Annotated in this window: 17 protein-coding genes and 1 pseudogene; 8 read left to right on the top strand and 10 right to left on the bottom strand. The window is 60.0% G+C overall.

The features are described 5' to 3' along the window. Positions 1-58: 58 nt before the first annotated feature. From RHSP_RS16090 to RHSP_RS34650, 5 genes are read right to left on the bottom strand one after another with little or no spacing between them, the layout of a single operon-like run. Entirely contained in the window at positions 59-1,291 is a 1,233-nt protein-coding gene (locus RHSP_RS16090) for a cyanate transporter (RefSeq protein ID WP_004119194.1), read from the bottom strand. Positions 1,292-1,294: 3 nt separating this feature from the next. Next, positions 1,295-1,435 carry a hypothetical protein gene (locus RHSP_RS35960; protein ID WP_338059912.1) on the bottom strand — a complete coding sequence of 47 codons (141 nt, stop codon included), beginning with the start codon at positions 1,433-1,435 and terminating at the stop codon, positions 1,295-1,297. Between the two features lie 16 nt (positions 1,436-1,451). Further along, positions 1,452-1,766, bottom strand: a complete 315-nt coding sequence (locus RHSP_RS16085; protein WP_004119192.1) for a nucleoside deaminase — start codon at positions 1,764-1,766, stop codon at positions 1,452-1,454. A gap of 26 nt (positions 1,767-1,792) precedes the next feature. Next, positions 1,793-2,437 (bottom strand): flavin reductase family protein, encoded by a 645-nt coding sequence (locus tag RHSP_RS16080; RefSeq protein WP_004119190.1) that lies wholly within the window; start codon positions 2,435-2,437, stop codon positions 1,793-1,795. An 11-nt stretch (positions 2,438-2,448) separates the two neighbouring features. Continuing rightward, positions 2,449-2,589: a hypothetical protein gene (locus RHSP_RS34650; RefSeq protein ID WP_157385356.1), complete on the bottom strand. Its 141-nt coding sequence runs from the start codon at positions 2,587-2,589 to the stop codon at positions 2,449-2,451. A 337-nt stretch (positions 2,590-2,926) separates the two neighbouring features. Between RHSP_RS34650 and RHSP_RS16075 the strand changes: the two genes are divergently transcribed. From RHSP_RS16075 to RHSP_RS16065, 3 genes are all read left to right on the top strand, one after another. Further along, positions 2,927-3,625: a GntR family transcriptional regulator gene (locus RHSP_RS16075; protein WP_004119180.1), complete on the top strand. Its 699-nt coding sequence runs from the start codon at positions 2,927-2,929 to the stop codon at positions 3,623-3,625. Positions 3,626-3,693: 68 nt separating this feature from the next. After that, positions 3,694-3,912, top strand: coding sequence for a hypothetical protein (locus tag RHSP_RS16070; protein WP_004119175.1), 219 nt, complete (start codon positions 3,694-3,696; stop codon positions 3,910-3,912). A 12-nt stretch (positions 3,913-3,924) separates the two neighbouring features. After that, positions 3,925-5,103: a M20 aminoacylase family protein gene (locus tag RHSP_RS16065; RefSeq protein ID WP_004119172.1), complete on the top strand. Its 1,179-nt coding sequence runs from the start codon at positions 3,925-3,927 to the stop codon at positions 5,101-5,103. Positions 5,104-5,263: 160 nt separating this feature from the next. Here the strand turns inward: RHSP_RS16065 and RHSP_RS16060 are convergent, their stop codons facing one another. The 3 genes and pseudogenes from RHSP_RS16060 to RHSP_RS35295 form a co-directional block, all read right to left on the bottom strand. Beyond that, entirely contained in the window at positions 5,264-6,496 is a 1,233-nt protein-coding gene (locus RHSP_RS16060; protein ID WP_004119169.1) for an RNA polymerase sigma factor, read from the bottom strand. After that, the gene (locus RHSP_RS16055) at positions 6,493-6,837 is read right to left on the bottom strand and encodes a YciI family protein (RefSeq protein ID WP_004119164.1); all 345 of its coding nucleotides are present in this window, start codon (positions 6,835-6,837) and stop codon (positions 6,493-6,495) included. The genes RHSP_RS16060 and RHSP_RS16055 overlap by 4 nt, the downstream gene beginning before the upstream one ends. Positions 6,838-7,196: 359 nt before the next feature. Beyond that, a pseudogene (locus RHSP_RS35295) lies at positions 7,197-7,307 on the bottom strand (IS6 family transposase); the annotation flags it as partial. A gap of 534 nt (positions 7,308-7,841) precedes the next feature. On the opposite strand from RHSP_RS35295, the gene RHSP_RS16050 reads away from it, so the two are divergent. Genes RHSP_RS16050 through RHSP_RS16035 form a run of 4 tightly spaced genes read left to right on the top strand, consistent with a single transcriptional unit; the run spans position 7,842 to position 13,343 of the window. Further along, entirely contained in the window at positions 7,842-9,197 is a 1,356-nt protein-coding gene (locus RHSP_RS16050; protein ID WP_037152400.1) for a TolC family outer membrane protein, read from the top strand. A gap of 29 nt (positions 9,198-9,226) precedes the next feature. Next, positions 9,227-11,377 carry a type I secretion system permease/ATPase gene (locus tag RHSP_RS16045; RefSeq protein ID WP_037152397.1) on the top strand — a complete coding sequence of 717 codons (2,151 nt, stop codon included), beginning with the start codon at positions 9,227-9,229 and terminating at the stop codon, positions 11,375-11,377. Further along, the gene (locus RHSP_RS16040) at positions 11,377-12,681 is read left to right on the top strand and encodes an HlyD family type I secretion periplasmic adaptor subunit (RefSeq protein ID WP_004119154.1); all 1,305 of its coding nucleotides are present in this window, start codon (positions 11,377-11,379) and stop codon (positions 12,679-12,681) included. The genes RHSP_RS16045 and RHSP_RS16040 overlap by 1 nt, the downstream gene beginning before the upstream one ends. 8 nt (positions 12,682-12,689) lie before the next feature. Further along, positions 12,690-13,343 (top strand): ribbon-helix-helix domain-containing protein, encoded by a 654-nt coding sequence (locus RHSP_RS16035; protein WP_051074091.1) that lies wholly within the window; start codon positions 12,690-12,692, stop codon positions 13,341-13,343. 61 nt (positions 13,344-13,404) lie between these two features. On the opposite strand, the gene RHSP_RS16030 is transcribed toward RHSP_RS16035, so the two are convergent. Both RHSP_RS16030 and RHSP_RS16025 read right to left on the bottom strand, forming a co-directional pair. Then, complete coding sequence (locus RHSP_RS16030; protein WP_004119149.1) at positions 13,405-14,355, bottom strand: transglutaminase-like cysteine peptidase; 951 nt, start codon at positions 14,353-14,355, stop codon at positions 13,405-13,407. A 259-nt stretch (positions 14,356-14,614) separates the two neighbouring features. Next, positions 14,615-15,706: a type 1 periplasmic-binding domain-containing protein gene (locus RHSP_RS16025; protein WP_157385355.1), complete on the bottom strand. Its 1,092-nt coding sequence runs from the start codon at positions 15,704-15,706 to the stop codon at positions 14,615-14,617. Between the two features lie 360 nt (positions 15,707-16,066). On the opposite strand from RHSP_RS16025, the gene RHSP_RS16020 reads away from it, so the two are divergent. After that, the coding region (locus RHSP_RS16020) for an Ig-like domain-containing protein (protein WP_037152393.1) at positions 16,067-17,353 on the top strand (1,287 nt) is incomplete at its 3' end.

Genomic DNA, 17,353 nt, shown 5'->3' with positions numbered 1-17,353 from the left:
GCGCCGTTTGCTGTGGGCTCTGTCGGTCTGATGGCGCCGGCTGGAGGTGCCGAGTCTCCTAGCCCGACACTGGCGCGCTGCTTTTTTGATTTGCCAACGCGTCCCCGCTCATCACCGGCATCGATCTCTCGTAAGTGTGCGGAGCGAGACGCTGCACGAAAGCTATCACGACGACCACGCAACTCAGATGGAGCAGCCATCCCGCCTGGAAGCCGTCCGTGAGGTCGTGCAGAACCGCGACGACCCAGGGCGGTATTGCGGCAATCAGAAATCCGCCGCCTTGCATCAAGGCCGATAGGGCACCCGCATGTGTGGGATCGGAGAGATGGTCGAGTGCCACCACCAGCGACAGGGCAAAGCAACCACCCAATCCGGCGCCAACCAGCGTGGCCCAGACGAAGGGCGCCAGTTGCGGCCAGAAGGCGAGACCGGCGAACCCTGTCGCCTGAAAGATCAGCGTCGACCACAGCCAGGGCCGGCGATCGCCTTTGCGGCCGATGAACATAGGAAGGACGAGAGCCGATGTCGCCTGACTGACAGCCATGGCCGCCAGCAGGTTGCCGGTCGCTGCGCCGCTCCATCCCTGTGCCTGATAGTATGGCGACAGCCAGGCGACCGCAGAGGAATAGCCGCCATTGACGAGCCCGAAACACGCCATCAAGAGCCAGGCGCGGGGCCGCTTCAACAAATGGGTCGTCACATTGCTGCCGGACGTCCGGCGGTGGTCGGCTGGCAGATAAATGAAGGCAAGCAGAAGCGCGATGACGGCCGGTAGGGCAAGCCAGGCAAGGCCTGCATGCCAGGTCCCGGCCGCCTCGGCGACGACCGGTGCAGCCTTGGCTCCGAGTGCGCCGCCGCCCATCAGCATGGAGGAGTAGAGCCCCATCACGACCGCGACGCGCGTGGGAAATATCCGTTTGATGGTGCCTGGAAATGCCGCCTGAATGATCGCCACCCCAAAGCCGATGACAGCAGCCGTTCCCACCAGTTGCCGGTCCGTGACGGAATAGAAACGCAGAAGCGATCCGAGGCCCAGCACCGCCAGAGCCGCCAGGATCAACCGGCGTGCGCCCATCGCATTTTGAAGGGACGGTCCGATGAAGGCGATTATCCCCATCAAGATCATCGGCACCGTGGTCAGTAGCGACATGCCCTGAAGGCCAAGGCCGGTCTCCGTCCGGATATCTCCGGCAAGCGGCCCGACCGCGGTGATGAACGGCCGCAGATTGAGCCCGACGATGGCAACGACGAACAGAAGGGGGCGCGTGGAGGCGGGTACGGTATTCTTCATGATTCAGAACCGCTCGTCCTGTTGCCGCTTCCAGTCGGCATAGAGGTCGGGCTGGTTTTTAAGGCGGGTGCGAACGTAAAGGATCTTCATCGCTTGCTCGGCAAAGGGCTTTGCCAGATCTTCATAGATCGCCGCGGTCGACAACCCGAACGGAGCACCGTCATCGTTGGAGTAAGCATAGGCAACTGCGTTTACGCCGGCCAGCCGCAGCCGCCATGCACATGGGGCAGGGGTGGCCGCTGGCATAGACCGTGCATCCCTGAAGGTTCGCTGACTTCAGTTTCTGGCTGGCGAGACGGATTGCCGTCATTTCCGCATGCGCGGTCGGATCGTTCGTGTTGAGGATCTCGTTCACGCCGCTTGCGACCACTTCGCCGTCCTTGACGACGAGCGCGCCGAACGGGCGGCCGCCATTTTGGGAATTCGTGTGCGCAAGCACGATCGCTTCGCAGAGGAAACGAGATTCATTGTCCATAATGCTCTCTCTTGTTTTAACCTCCGTCACGCGAGCTTCGGCGTCAGCATTTCGAACCTGTCCCGGATCGTGGAGCAGGTGTCGCCGCCGAGCCGTGCGATTGAATCGATAATGTTCGGATCGACATGCAGGCTCTCATCGACGGCGCCCGCGTGATAGTGGGCAAAGATGATCTCGCCCATGATGATCTGACGCGATTTGCCAAGCTCCAGCGTCAGATGCCGGCGGCATTCGAATGCCGCCGGAGCCTCCTTTATCCAGGGTGAGGCAACCTTTTCGCCGGGCATGGCGGTCAGGCCCGCCTCCTTCATTTCGTCGACGCCGCGCGGATATTTCGTGCCGCAGACATGCATCGCTTCGGCAATGGCATAGGAAACGATGTTGACGGTAAAGACTTCCGTCATCCGGATGTTGTGGCCGGTATCCTTGAAGGAGACGTCGGGATTGTTCTCGACGCCGATCGCCACGATGGGCGGATCGGCCGAAAGGCAGTTGAAGAAGCTGAACGGAGCCGCATTGAAGCGGCCATGCTCATCGACGGTCGTCACCAGCGCGATCGGGCGCGGAATGATCGTGCCGATCATCAGCTTGTAGCGCTCGCGTGCGTTAAGCTTCGTGAAATCAAAAGCGGTCCTGCTGTCTGAGACGTCACTGTTTGCGCCTATATCCATGGTGCCCTCTTTCACTTGATGCCAAAAATCGCTTCGTCGCCGCTCAGGGATTCAAATCCGTTGGCGGTCGATACCGCCAGAGGGAAGCCGAGAACGGAGACGAACATCAGCGTCCGATCCAGCCAGCTTCCGGCGGTGGCGCCGGCGATCACGACCGCGGGGTCGCGGGGGGCTCAGCCGCGGCAGCTGGAAGACGGCGATCGAGACGACCAGGATCACTGGCATAAGACCGAGCATTCGTTTGACGACGAAGGCGAGCATATGATTGTTCCCAATTTTTGAATTCCATTATTGTATGCAATATAATATCATTAATGCATGCATTTTTGGTTCCGTAAAGCACCTTTTGCTGATATGACGTAAATAGTGATCGCGCATATCCCCGGCGCTGACATGTGCGTCAGTGTCGTCAGGCAACAAATGGCTGGACACATACGATCTTCGTATGCAATTCGATGGGGTAAATCGGTTGAACATTGGGAGTCTGGAATGGCGAAGAAAGTGAGCGATGCAGGCGGTGGCCGCTCTCAGGCCGTTCATCGTGCCCTGAAGCGGGCGATCATCGACCAGGCACTTCCGCCTGGGGCAAAGCTGCCGGAAGATTCGATCGGCGAGCGGCTGGGTGTCAGCCGCACTCTGGTCCGGGAAGCGCTGGTTCGCTTGAGCCAGGAGGGCTTGGTGGAGTTACGCCCCAACAAGGGAGCTGCGGTTGCGCGTCCGAGCCTGGAGGAAGGCCGGGACCTCTTTCTCACGCGGATGGCGTTGGAACGCCTTGTCGTGGAAACCCTTTCGGGAAACCTGACGCGAGAGCAGATCGACACGCTCTCCGCTCATATTGCCGGCGAGGAAGCCGCGAGGACCGAGCATGCCGCCTCGATCCGCCTGGCCGGTGAATTCCATACGCTTCTTGCGCAGATGACCAACAATGCGAGCCTTATCCGCTATGTGAACGAGCTGGTTGCCAGAAGTTCGCTGATCCTTGCCCTTTACGGCAGGCCTCATTCCTCGGAATGCGCCGTGTCGGAGCATCGCGATCTGCTGGACAAGCTGATAGCGGGCAAGACCGAGGAAGCGGCTGCGCTCATGGCGCATCATCTCGATTCCATTACAGCGCGCGCCTTGCTCCCCACGGAGAACAGCATCAAGGACGTGCTCGCCACCTATGCCCTCGCGGAAGGCCTGGCGTAGGAACCTGACGCTTTCTGGAGGCAGCGGCCGTCCGCCCCGCCGGGCTCCCACCGAAAACTCACGCCGCCTTGAAGGCGATGCAGCGCCCGATGCACCTTTTCAGCCACGACCTTGGCGTTATCCGCCATATCTGCGATGATGTTGCCGTTACCTATCGCGGCAAATTAGGGGAGGCAGGACCGGTCGCCGATATTTTCGAACGGCCGCAAAGTGATTATACGCCTATGCTTCATGAAGCCTTGCCTGATCCGAGTCCGGATCGTTCGCCGTTCCGTCAGACACCTTAAGAGCAATTCCTTATGACCATCGATTCCACTCTTGCAGCCCTTGCCGAAGAGGCAAAAAGCTGGCGCCGGACCATCCATCAGCATCCGGAACTTCTTTTCGACCTGCCGAAGACCTCGGCGTTGGTCATCGAGAAGCTGATGACCTTCGGCTGTGATGAAGTGGTCACCGGCCTTGCCAAATCTGGCGTTGTTGCCGTGATCAACGGCAAGCTCGGCGGCGGAAAGACGATCGCCCTTCGCTGCGACATGGACGCGCTGCCGATGTCGGAACAGACCAATCTGCCCCACGCATCCAAGGTGCCGAATATGATGCATGCCTGCGGGCATGACGGCCATACCGCCATGCTGCTTGCGACTGCCAAGCAACTAGCTGCCAATCGTGACTTTGCCGGCAAGGTGGTGCTGATATTTCAGCCGGCCGAAGAGGGTGGCGGCGGTGGCCGGGTGATGATCGAGGAAGGCGTGCTCGAGCGCTTCGGCATCGAAGAAGTCTATGGCATGCACAACGAGCCCGGTCTTGCCGTCGGCTCCTTTGCGATCCGCAGCGGCCCGATCATGGCCGGCGGCGATCGTTTCGTCATCACGATCAATGGCAAGGGCGGACATGCCGCATCGCCGCATCTGAGCCACGATCCCGTCGTCGTCATGGCTCATATGATCACCGCGCTCCAGTCGATCGCCTCGCGTTTCACCGATCCTTTCGATCCGGTTGTGGTTTCGATTACCTATGTCAACGGCGGCAACGACAAGGCGCTGAACGTCATCCCGGCCGCGGTGCAGATTGGCGGCACGATCCGCACCATGCAGCCGAGGACGCGCAAGGCGGTGGAAGCGCGCTTCCGCGAGGTGGTCACTATGACGGCCAAGGCGTTTTCGGCCGAGGCCGAAATCGACTGGCGTTCCGGTTATCCGGTGACCGTCAACGATGCGGCGAAGACGAAGGTCGCGGTTGCCGCTGCCCGACGTGTCGCGGGCGATGCGCGCGTCGACGACAACTACCCGCCGACCATGGGGTCGGAAGACTTCTCCTATATGTTGGAAAAGCGGCCAGGCGCCTTCATCTGGCTCGGCAATGGCGACAGCGCCGATCTGCATAATCCGGCCTACGACTTCAACGACGATGCCATCATTCATGGAGTTAATTACTGGCTGGCGCTGGTCGATCAGGAACTCGGTGCGGCCAAAAAATAAATCGGCTGAAGGCCGAACGGCAGCGCCATGAGGTGATGGCGTTCAGCCAATGCGTTCGGACCGGCCTCCGCGAACTGCGCCTATTGGGGGCGGTGATCGATGAAGCAATCCGGCATCGTTATCGCCCGTAGGGCTCGATGGACGACACTGCAGTTCGCCCTCATGCTCGCCCCAGCATTGCTGTCTTGCGCCTAAGCCAGCGTCCCTCGGCCGTGCTCGGCTCAAGTGCGATGGCCTTGCTATAAGCGACGCGCGCCGCGTCAAGTTGCCCGGTGCGGGCGAGGAGATCGGCCCGCACCGCGTGATAGGGAAGAAAGTTCTCAAGTGAAGGTGACGCCAGCGCTTCGACTTCGCGCAGCGCAATAGCAGCCCCTTCCACCTCGGTGAGCGCGACCGCGCGGTTCAGTCTAACGACCGGATCGTCGCGCAGTTCCAGGAGCCGGTCGTAAAGCGATAGAACGACCGGCCAGGGTGGAGGCTCGCTCAGACTCCGCCGCGTACACCAGGCACACTGCAATTGCGCCTGTAATGTGCGCGAAGTTGCCGGTGCAAGTGCCCTTGCTTCGAGCAGCAAGGTGTCGGCCTCGGCGATCAAGTCGCGGCGCCAAAGTCCTGGATCCTGCTGCGCCAATGGAATGATGACGCCTTCGCCGTCCACCCGAGCTGGCCGGCGCGCTTCGGCGTAGCGGATTAGAGCCGCTAGGGCAAAAGCCTCGCCCGCGTGAGGAACGAGGTCGATGAGAAGCTTCGTGAGACGCAGTATTTCGGATGCAAATCCCGTATGTGAACCAGTGCCGCCGGCATCGTCATGCGCTTTGGAATAGGCAATTTCGAGTGTAGAGAGAATCGCCTCCATCCGCTCGGGCCAGGAATCCCGCGGCGGAAGCGCGAAGGGCACTTTAGCTTTTGCGATCTTGTGCTTGGCACGTACGAGTCGCTGTGCAAGGGTGGCCTCCTGGATGAGGAAAGCACGGGCAATCTCGGTAACCGTGAGCCCGCAGACGAGGCGCAGGGTCAGCGCCGCCCGCGCCTCGGGCGCCACCGCCGGATGACAGCAGATGAAGATTAGGCGCAAGCGCTCGTCTGGGATGACAAAAGCATCGCCCATCATCGTGTCTTCAGCGTTCTTCTCGGCTGCCGGCGGATCCGGGATATTTTGCGCGCGCACGCGCCTTCGACGCGCCGTGTCAAGCGCGACACGTTCACCAACACGATAGAGCCAAGCGGCCGGATCGCCTGGCACGCCATGCACGGGCCAGGCCCGAACCGCTCTTAGACAACTTTCCGAGAATGCGTCTTCGGCAAGGGCAAGGTCGCGGAACCGAGCAGCAAGGGCCGCGATGATGCGACCGCTTGCCTCCCGAAATACGCGATCGAGCGCCGCTCCGTTCACTCGCCGACCAACGGGCGAATCTCGATCGCGCCGTCCTGCAGTATTGGGACCTTCTTGGCGATCTCGATCGCCTCGTCGATGTCAGCAGCTTCGATCAAATAGAAGCCGCCAAGCTGCTCTCTGGCTTCTGCAAATGGGCCGTCGTGCACTGTCTTCTTACCGCCTGACTTGCGAACCGTAGTCGCGGTAGCAGTACTCATGAGGCCGGCGCCGCCTGTGCAGGCTTCGCCCAGCTCCTGACTGAATGCCATATGCTTGCCGACGATCTCCTGGATTTTGGGCCCGGCCTCATCAAGTCCATACAAGGATTCGTCTTCGTAAATGAAAAGCCCATACTTCATATCTGTCTCCCATCGGATAGAAGCGCTGCCCGATGCCGCACCTCACAGGACAGACGCGCCGCTTGCCTCAGATTCGACAGCAGGTTTAAAAAAATCTCTGTCTGGCCAGAGAGGATAGCACAACTCTCACCCCGACAACTATCGCTGGCATCATGCCGCCCGCTTTGCACAGCACAATCCCCCTTTAATTCATCAACTACCGCCTACTCCCACTCCATCGTTTGGGACCACCTGCGTCACTGATCCAGCTGGGTTTCGTCACCCGCGCCCGCGGAAGCCGCGCGCGGGTCGTTAAAATCTTAGCGTGCTGATGTTAAAGGGTAATTCCCGCAAAAATCTCATGGTTTCGGCGGCTAACGACCTCGCTCGACCATCATCTCTTCCAAATCCCGCCGGCTGAGATCGTAAGCCAGGTCCCAACCGACGCACGACGGGATCACCGAGCGTTCAAAATGACGGCCGTTTAGCATGGAAGACCTTTCCCGAAAGAGAAGAGCCTGCATGCCTCAATGGTGGTTGATGATGATTTTGCGGCATAACCCACAATTGTGCCGCTTTCCCGGGACGAACCACATCCGGTCAGTTTTACCGACAGGTAAAGAGCTGATCCCTACATTGCCAGGCACTATTTAGTTTTTTGGAATATATCCAGAGATACTCGGTGGTTAACCTTCCGGACATCGTGGATCAGATGGTTATCGGAGGCGTTTTGCAATTGTGCAACACCCTCTCCGAAGCTGTGAAAAGCCCAAAAATAGTCAACGGATTATTATCCGCAAGGCTTGCAGCTTGCGATATTAACTGCTTCACCAAAATAATCGGAATCTACTTTGCAAGCTGACCTGAGTTCGTCTAGCCTAATAGATGAATAAGCTTTAGAAAGCGTGTCAGATAAGTATTGTTGTTGGGGAAGGGGTGCCATTTTGGTTTATGGAAAGCGATTGATTGTGGCAATCGGAGTTTCGGTAGCCATCAGTTCTTTGTTTAGTGGCGCTGCTTACGCGATGACATTGCAGCAGGCAATTGACAAGACAATGAAAACTAACCCGCAGATCATGCAGGCTGCGCAGAACCGCGAGGCAACCGAGTTCCAGCTGCGCCAGGCAAGGGGGCTTTACTTGCCTTCCGTCGATCTGGAGTCGGGATATGGTCGCCGTAGACTTTCGGACGCCACGTCGGGAGCTTTGACCCGCAACCGGGATTACCTGAGCCCAGCCGATGTGAGCTTGACTATTACGCAGACGTTGTTTGACGGTGGCGACCGCAAGGCACAGAAGGACAAGCAGGCAGCCCGTGTCGATGGTGCATCCTTTCGCGTCCAGCAGCGCTCGGAAGCCTTGGCGCTTGAAGTAACCCAGGATTATCTCGAATACTTGCTGCAGACGGAAATCGTCGCGGCAGCGGAAAAGAACGTTGCCTTCCACAAGCAGATGGTCGGCAACATCGAGGATAGCATCAAGGGCGGCGCCCTTACCGATGCCGACCGTTATCAGGGCCGTGAGCGCCTGCAGGCGGCCAATGCCCGCCTTCAGGAAGCCAAGCGGGAACTCGATGCGACGAAGATCCGCTTCCTTCAGGTCGTCGGCGAGCCGATCAGCAAAGCAAATCGTCCAGCCTCCGTGGCGCGTTACCTGCCGAAGACGCTGGATGACGCTGTCTTCATTGCCCAAAAGAACAATCCGCAGATTTCCTCGGCCAAGGCTGATGTCAACGCTGCTGATGCCGATGTTCGCGGCTCCAAGTCTGCCTTCCTGCCCAGGCTGGACCTCGTCGGCAGCGCCCGCATTGGTGATGATGTGGACGGTAACAAGGGTAACACCAGTGACGTCCAGGTCGGCGTCGTCGCCAAGTGGAACCTCTATCATGGCGGCATCGATACCGCTCATCAGCAGGAACTGGTCCGGCGCTCAGCCGAACAGCGTTTTGCGCTGAGCCAGACCTATCGCGAGGTCGATGAATCTGTCCGTTCCGCCTGGAGCGAGCGTACCAACCAGGCCCAGCTCGCGGGTATCCTCGGCGGGCAGGAAAAGACAAACGCCCAGCTCGTGTCGTCCTACCGCGAGCAATTCAAGGTCGGCCAGCGCTCGCTGCTCGATCTGCTGGATGCCCAGAACACCCGCTTCAACACCGAGATTTTGGCTAAGACGGCGGAAGTTGCTTCGCTCTTTGCCGAATACAAGATCCTCGCAGCGTCGGGCAGCCTGTTGTCGACGATGAAACTGAAGCCGGTCGATCAGGCGACGCCTTATGCCCGCGATCAGTTCGCCGTTTCGTCGAACACGGCTGATCCCGGTTACACCAAATACGACTCGCACCAGAAGCCCGGCTTGCCGATCGATCTGCTCGAGCCGATTCGTTAATCGTTGCGATCCGAATTGGGTAGACCTTGATGTTGAACGTAGCACCTGACGTGTCTGCGAGCGTACCGCTGCAGACTTTCAAGTCGGCATTCAAAGTGGTTGCTGCATTTTACGGTCGCCCGAACTCGGATACTGTGCTGTTTTCGGGCGTTCCGGACGAAATTCTCGAAGCCATGGAGCTGGACGACGTCGAGCGGCTGTCGGAGCGCGTCGGTCTGCAAGTCCTGAAACACAAGGAACGGGATTGCCGGCTGGGCAATTTCGACTGCCCCGCCATCGTTACCTTTGCCGATGGTAGCGTGCTGCCACTGCTCGAAGTGGCTGAAAACGGATCTTACGTCACCGATATCGCACCGGTCGCCGGGATGTCGGCCCGTTTGACGCGGGATGAGCTTGCCGCGCTCAATCCCCAATCCGCTTTCGCTTTCACGCTCTTTTATCAAAACGCTTCGGAAGAAGCGCGGGTCGGCCACGCGATGGAGATCGAAAAGCGTCACTGGCTCGCTACGACCCTGGTGCCCTATTGGCGCACCTATGCCCGCGTCATGCTGGCGGCGCTGTTTATCAACATCATCGCGCTCGCCTCGCCGCTCTTCACCATGAACGTTTACGACCGGGTGCTGCCGAACAAGGCGTTTCCAACGCTTTGGGTGCTGACCACCGGTATCTCGCTGGCCTATCTTTTCGATTTCCTGCTGAAGACGGCCCGGGCGTCGCTGATCGACTATGCCGGTCGCAAGGCGGACTTGCGCTTGTCGCAGCTGATCTTCGACAAGATCCTGAATTCGACGCTGGCATCCCGCCCGATGTCGACGGGCGAATATGCCAATCGCGTAACGCAATATGAATTCGTGCGCGAATTCTTCACGTCGAACACCATCGGCATTTTGATCGACAGCCTCTTCGTCGTCATCTTCCTGGTCGTCATCTATATGATCGCCGACTGGCTGGTGATTATTCCGGCTGTCGCTTTCGTTCTGTCCGTCGTGATCGGCCTCGTGGCCCAGGCGCAGATCGGCAAGCGCATGGCGACTGCGGCGAATGAAGCGTCGCGCCGCCAGTCGCTGCTCGTCGAGACTATTTCGACGATCGAGACATTGAAGAGCCTGCGAGCCGAGGCGACCATGTTGCGCCGCTGGCAGGAGCTGACGAAATATTCGAGCCGCACCAGCGAGGACATCAAGCACATCTCGTCGAATGCCATCAACATGACGATGCTGCTGCAGCAGATGGTCAGCGTGCTCATCGTCGTGGCGGGCACCTATGAATTCGCCGATGGAAAAATTGCCATGGGCGCGATCGTTGCCACCGTCATGCTGGCGAGCCGCGCCGGCGCGCCTCTTGGCCAGATCGCCATGACACTGGCGCGTTTCCGCCAGGCCACCATGTCGCTGCGCATTCTCGACAAGATCATGGAACAGCCCGATGACCGGCCGTCGACCGTCGGCTTCGTCAACCGGCAGATCCGCAGCGGCGGATTCAGCTTTCAGAACGTTTCTTTCCAATATCCTGGTTCCGACCAGGCGGTCATCAATCAGCTGTCCTTCACGGTCGCCCCCGGCGAGAAGGTCGGGATTATCGGCCGGATCGGTTCGGGCAAGACGACGCTTGGCCGGCTGCTCGACGGGCTTTTCCAGCCGACCAATGGCCGCGTTCTGATCGATGGCGTCGATATCCGACAGTATCATATGGCCGAGGTGCGCGCCGCCGTGGCTGTCGCCGGCCAGTCGTCGGACCTTTTCTCCGGCACAGTGAAGGAAAATCTGCTGCTCGGCCGGGCCGATGCCAGCGACGAGGAGCTGCTGGCCGTCTCGCGCATGACCGGCGTCGAGGAGTTCGTCTCCGTTCACCCGCGCGGTTTCGACATGCCGGTCGGCGAGCGCGGCGCAAACCTGTCGAACGGCCAGAAGCAGGCATTGACCATCGCCCGCCTTCTTCTGACGCGGCCGAAGATCGTCTTCCTCGATGAGCCCTCGGGGGCGATGGACCTGGCGAGCGAACGCCACATGATCAACAAGCTGACGGATGCCTTCGGTCCAGAAACGACGCTTCTGGTGGCGACCCATCGCTATAGCATGCTGGAGCTGGTCGACCGGCTGATCGTCATCGACAGGGGCAAGATCGTTGCCGATGGGCCGAAAAACGCCGTCATCGAAGCGATGCAGCGCAAGGCGGTGTAATGATGAATATGCATCGCCATAACATCCAAGACAATCCGCCGCTCTTCGCCCGCCTGATTCTTGGCGTGTGCGCCTTGATGATTGCCGCCTTCATTGCCTGGGCGGCTTTGGCCGACATCGACGAGATCGCACGCGGTGAAGGCAAGGTGATCCCGGTATCGAAGACGCAGATCGTCCAATCGTCCGAACCGGGCATCGTTCAGCAGATTAATGTCATGCTTGGCCAGGTCGTCCACAAGGGCGATCTTCTGGTTCAGCTCGACAATACCATGACGCAATCCACACTTGGTGAATCGGTGGCCAAGGCTCGGTTCCTCGGTGCCAAGGTTGCGCGTCTTGCCTTGGAAGAGGTGGGCAACTACGACGCACAATTCGTCTGTCCCGCCGAGATTTTGGCCGCCGCCAAGGATGTCTGCAACAACGAGGAAAAGCTCTTCGAGGCGGATCGCGCCAGCTATCAAAACAAGCTCGATGTTCTCAATCAGCGTCTGAAACAGCACCAGAACGAGCTGGATGAGGCCCATGCCAACATGGACCGCCTGACGCAGAATATCGCCGGCGCTCAGAAGCACTATGATCTGCTGAAGCCGCTGGGCGAGAAGAGACTCGTCGCCGAAACGGAAGTGCTAAAGGTCCATCGGGACCTGGTCGATCTGCAAGGTCAGCTCAAAGTCTATGTTGAAAGCCTGGATCGGCTGCAAGCTGCGGTCAAGGAGGCGACGCTGCAGGTCGGCGACCTCGGGCTGCAGCTGCGCCAGCAGGCATTGACCGACAAGGGGCAGGCGCTGGCCGAGCTCTCCGTCGTCGACGAGACGATCCGCGGGGTATCGGACCGAGTAAAGCACACCGATATCCGCTCCCCGGTCGACGGCATCGTCAACACGCTCGAGGTCAATACGATCGGCGCCTATGTCGAGGCAGGCAAGGTCATCGCCGGCGTCGTGCCGACGGCCGACAGCCTGCTGATCGAAGCGAAGATTTCGCCCCGCGACGTTGCCTTCGTGCGCGCCGATCAGCCGGCGGTCATCAAGATCTCGGCCTATGATTTCTCGATTTTCGGGGCGCTGGACGGCAAGGTCGTCAACGTCTCCGCCGACAGTCTGGTCGATAAGGACAAGAACGAGACCTATTACCTCGTTCGCATCAAGACCGACAAGTCGGAGCTGGAGCGTGACGGCAAGCGCTATCCGATCATCCCCGGCATGGTGGCTTCGGCCGAGATCATAACGGGGCGCAAGGCGATCCTGACCTACCTGATGAAGCCGATCAACAAGGCGCGCTCCGAAGCGCTGACGGAACGGTGAGGGTGGCCATGCGCAAAGGAGCCGGGAAGGACGAAGCCGCGATGGTAGCCCGTGAAGAAGCCTTGCCATCGGTCGATGGAGATGAGATGGAGCCGCGTTTCCGCGCCGTGACCGGCGGCGGCGAGCGTCGCGGCATTCGTCTGGAGCGGATCTATTGGGATGGTCTCGGGCGGATGTCGGAGGCTGGCGGCATCAGCATCGGTGACTTGGTCTACCACGCGGCGGCCGAAATGCCTGAGACCGGCAATCTCACTTCATTGTTGCGTGTGTTGAGCTTCAAATGGGCGCTGAGCCGGCTCGACGCCGTCGAGGACGTGGCGTCGCTGACCAATCTCAATGCGGTCCTTCAGGCGTCGCCGACGCCGGCGGTGGTGCTGACGCAGGAGCGCGGCATCAAGCTCTTCAACGATGCCTTCCTGAAGATGCTGCGTCATCGCCTGCCGCTGATCGACGATGTCCAGCAGACGGCGCGCACGCTGCGCCTGTCGATCGACACGCAGATCGAGGAAGTGCTCTCCGTCCTGTCGGCCAATCGCGGCAAGACGTTGAACACCGGCTTCAAGATCGGCCTCGGTTCGCAATCGCTGGCGGGCCAGATCAATCTGGCGCTGGCGCCGACGCACGAAGCGCCGATGCTGATAGGCTATATTTCCGTTTATTGAGAATGTCGTCGATCTCGCTGTGTCTGGCGTTTGTCCAGGAACGCCGAAAAGGCGAACCCGATCAGTGGATCTCGCCTTCGCCTGGAGCCACCTTGCCGAGCGGCATTGCGGCGGCAATCTTTTGCGCATGAGGATCGCGTGAGCCGTGCAGGTAGCCGCGGCCGGCGACGATCGAATAGAGCGGCAGATATTCCGCGATGCGCTTGTCGGACAAGACCTCGTCGCGCATGTTGTCGAGGATGAGGTTGTTGCCGTTGACCGAAACCGACAGGACGGCGTGGTAGAAATGCCGCTGCTGGTCGAAGAGAACGACCAGAGCCATATGGTCGAGATCGACGCCCGCATCGTAGAGGGCGGCCATCTTCAAGATGGCGTAGTCCTCACAGTCGCCCTGCTGGTGCGACAGGGCCTCGCTCGGCTTCGCCCAGTAGTCCGTCACATGATAGGTTTCCATGTCGCTGGCATAGCGGATGGCATGGTTGACGGTGAAGTTGATCGTGTTGATCTTGTCGCGGATCGAAGCGCCGGCAATCTTTGTCTCGGCTGCTGCGACGGCGGCCGTGGCTGCATTGCATCCACCGGCGCCGCAATCGAGCGCCTTGCCGGACCGGATCTCCGCGAGCGGGCCTGCCATGTTGTCGAGAGCCGCAAGATGCTTGAAGGGAATGGCAACGGTTCCGAACACCGAGTCGCCCATCGGGGCGTTGGTCGGCTTGGCGGGACGTGCCGGCTGGAGTGCGGCCGTATCGTTATGCGAAAGACCCGCCGGCTCGACGGCGAGGCTCCGGTTCAGCGCAGCAAGGTTGACGCCGCCAATCGCCTTCGCCGCGTTTCCGACGGTTGGCGCTAGGAGATCGATGGCCGTATCGACCAGCGGATTCTGAAGCAGTTCGATAACCGGGCGGATGGTGTCGCCGGTTGCCGCCTGACAGATGGTCGGCGACGCCAGACCAAAGGCAAAGGAAGCTGCAGCAATTGCTGCAAGTATATTTTTTTTGTTCTTGCGTTCCATTGGCGCTTAATTCTCCCACGTTGAGAGAATAATGCGCGATATGTCTGAATACGGCGTTCGGAAACCTGGGTAATCTAAGTATAAATCGAGCGCTAAAATAAGTATAAAATTCTACACGCTTGAGTGGGAAAGTGTTAAGGATGATGTCACCGTGCGTGCCGGAATGATCCGGCCTGGGCTGGAATCGCCAAGGCTGCGCAACGGCAGCGGCGACAGCGCGCTCCGAAGGGCGTACTACGCCCGATGTGCGTGGCCTGCTTCAGAACGATTGCGAGGGCTGCACGGAAACCTTCAGCTTGCCGCCGTCGATCGCATTGATCACCATTTTGCGCTCCACCATGCCGGCGGAATTGAAGCGGAAGAGCCCGGTCGTGCCGCGGAAGCCGACTTTGTTCCTCAGATTGGCTGCGGTGATGGCTTGCGGACCCTGGGAACGGATGAGGCCGGAGGCGATCGCCATGGCGTCGTAACCATAGGCGCTGTAGGTCGTCAGCGGGTGGTTGAAGTGACGCTGGTAGCGTTCGGCAATGAGCCCGCTGCTTTGCATGTCGTCCGTGGCGATAAATGCGCCCGCCGCAGCCGGCGTCGCATAGGCCGATTGCGGCCACTTGTTGGTGCCAACCAGCGCCTGGGCGGGAATGGCAGCGCTGCGCACCGCACTCGTCACCACGCCGACTTCCGGCGTGTTACCGAGAATGACCACGATCTCGGCCGACTGAATGAGCGGCCTGTTTTTGGCAAGAACATCGGCGGCCTGATCGCTTGCGCCATAACGGCCAAGGCCCATGAAAGTGTTGCCGCTATTCCAGAGGGCGTTGCCCAACTTCGTGCTGTCGGATTGAGAAAAGTCCGCAGGCACCAGCGCCGACACCTTCTTGTGACCTCCGGGACCGGCCGCCTTGACGCCTTCGGTCGCGCTGTCGATTTCATCCGAGGCGAGGTTAAAGACATCGCTGCCGGTCGAGGTCATGGTGCTCGCAAGGTTGAGCAATGGCGGGCGCTGTTCGGGGGGAATGGCGGCGATCGCCGCTGTCTCGGCCGGCGGCAGATAGCTGACGATCAGCGCGGCATTCCGGCCTTTCGCTGCCGTGACCAGCGCTGCGATGCCGGTAAGACCTGGGCCGACATCCTTGACGCGCAGCCGCACCTGATTGTTGCCGAGCTCGCCGACGCCAAGAACAGCGCCGTCGCGCGCGTCGCGGGCCGCACCTTCGTAGAGGCCTGCTGCGCCCTTGCGCAGCAGCAGCGTGATTTCCGTGCCGCTGTCACCGCCATAGGTTTCCTCGATGGCGGTAGACGGCATTTTCACATTGTCCGTCTTGATGTTGCTGGCCAGGCCGTTGCCATCCATCTGGCAGCCCGCAAGGCCGGCGCAGAGGATCAGAGCGGCACTTCCTGCTCTTTGCTGATGCTGTCTGCGCGGTAGCCATTCAGTAAAAAGGCCCAACGAAAGGCTGATCGCAAACGACACTACTCACTCCCGATTCTCAAAAGCAGGCTGCGACAGCCTATAGTGGCACATTTGCACACGGCGACTGGCGGAAAGTCAAGCGGTATACTTAAGGAGTTGTTTGTCGGTTGAGTTAACCATGGGTAAATATTTCTGCGATCTTGCATAACCGGCTATATCTGTGAGGTTAACGAAGTATTGCAATCACCCCGCTCCCGTAATTGATTGGCGCCACGTTACGAGACACCGGGAGCCATACCTATGGAAGATTCACGCATTTCGACCGTAGACCACGAAGCGGTTGCGCACGATTTCGCATCGAGCGACCGGAGCGAGGGTCTAGCAGCCGAGATCAATGCGTATCGGCCGCTGCCGTTGTCGCAGAATGCTGATGTCGCCGCGTTCGAGATGGCACAGGCCGCCGAGCAGCAGGCAAATGGCAAGACGGCGCGCCCCAATGCCAACGAGCCGCAAAACGCCGGCGCCCGTCAGCCGATCCAGATCGTGCCGGACAATGGCAATGTCGTCCATCTGCCGCCGAATACCTCGATCGACGACATCCACGTCGAAGGGCGCAACCTTGTCCTCATTCAGGCCGACGGCACGCGCATCGTCATCATCAACGGCGCGCTGAATGTTCCGACCTTCCTGATCGGCGAAGTCACGCTGCCGCAGCAGGCTGTCGTCGCAGCCCTACAGCAACAGGGCGTCAACGTCGCCGAAGGACCTAATGGTTCTGTTCACGCCGGCAATAGTACGAGTTCCGGCCACCAGTTCACGGACAGTCAGGCCGGAAATCCCCGCACACCGCTGAACCTGCTTGGACTCCTTGGCCCGGGCGGCGGGGCCGGCAACGGTAACGGCGGAAACGAAACCCAGGGCACGAACAATCGGGGCAATGGCCAGGCCAATCAAACCCAGCAGACCGTCGCGCCCCTGGATGCCACGGCAGATACCGGTTCGGTGAAGTCCGGCGCGACGATCTCATCGGATGCGGCGCATGGTGTGCTTTCCAATGATGTGACGACGGTCGGCGGTCTTCAGGTGGTCGGCGTTGCCGCAGGCAGTACGACTGCAGCGCAGTCCGGCCATGTCGGCAGCGCGATCGCTACCTCGTTCGGAACGCTGACGCTGAGCGCGGATGGCTCCTACAGCTATCATGCCAATCCGAACGAGAGCGGCACGGATACCTTCACCTATACGGTCAGGGATGCCAATGGCACCTTGTCGACGACGACGCTGACCTTCACGGTGACGGACGGCCGCACGACGCAGCCGGCCACGGCCGACGGGACCGCACTGTCCGAGGCCAATCTTCCCGGCGGCACAGCGTCGTCGGAATCGGCTGTAACGGCCCATGGCAGCATTACGCTCGCCGATCCGGATACTCCGCATATCACCAGCGTTCTAGATGCCAAGGGGGCCTCGGTTACGGTCGGTGCCAGCGGCACGACGACGATCCAGGGTTCCTACGGCACGCTGACGATCGATGCGGATGGCAAATACAGCTACACGCTGACGACGGCGGGCGTTCATGCCGGTGGCGAG

Source organism: Rhizobium freirei PRF 81 (genome assembly GCF_000359745.1).
Taxonomy (GTDB): Bacteria; Pseudomonadota; Alphaproteobacteria; order Rhizobiales; family Rhizobiaceae; genus Rhizobium; species Rhizobium freirei.
The sequence above is the reverse complement of the archived record's forward strand: the minus strand, read 5'-3'. Positions and strand labels throughout refer to the sequence as shown.

Bases quoted from the DNA above. Each gene is read 5' to 3' on its own strand.
- RHSP_RS16085 (WP_004119192.1), bottom strand. From the start codon at position 1,766: ATGGACAATGAATCTCGTTTCCTCTGCGAAGCGATCGTGCTTGCGCAC.
- RHSP_RS16080 (WP_004119190.1), bottom strand. From the start codon at position 2,437: ATGGATATAGGCGCAAACAGTGACGTCTCAGACAGCAGGACCGCTTTT.
- RHSP_RS16090 (WP_004119194.1), bottom strand. From the start codon at position 1,291: ATGAAGAATACCGTACCCGCCTCCACGCGCCCCCTTCTGTTCGTCGTT.
- RHSP_RS16045 (WP_037152397.1), top strand. From the start codon at position 9,227: ATGTTGAACGTAGCACCTGACGTGTCTGCGAGCGTACCGCTGCAGACT.
- RHSP_RS16075 (WP_004119180.1), top strand. From the start codon at position 2,927: ATGGCGAAGAAAGTGAGCGATGCAGGCGGTGGCCGCTCTCAGGCCGTT.
- RHSP_RS16055 (WP_004119164.1), bottom strand. From the start codon at position 6,837: ATGAAGTATGGGCTTTTCATTTACGAAGACGAATCCTTGTATGGACTT.
- RHSP_RS16065 (WP_004119172.1), top strand. From the start codon at position 3,925: ATGACCATCGATTCCACTCTTGCAGCCCTTGCCGAAGAGGCAAAAAGC.
- RHSP_RS16050 (WP_037152400.1), top strand. From the start codon at position 7,842: ATGACATTGCAGCAGGCAATTGACAAGACAATGAAAACTAACCCGCAG.
- RHSP_RS16030 (WP_004119149.1), bottom strand. From the start codon at position 14,355: ATGGAACGCAAGAACAAAAAAAATATACTTGCAGCAATTGCTGCAGCT.
- RHSP_RS16025 (WP_157385355.1), bottom strand. From the start codon at position 15,706: ATGGATGGCAACGGCCTGGCCAGCAACATCAAGACGGACAATGTGAAA.
- RHSP_RS16040 (WP_004119154.1), top strand. From the start codon at position 11,377: ATGATGAATATGCATCGCCATAACATCCAAGACAATCCGCCGCTCTTC.
- RHSP_RS16035 (WP_051074091.1), top strand. From the start codon at position 12,690: ATGCGCAAAGGAGCCGGGAAGGACGAAGCCGCGATGGTAGCCCGTGAA.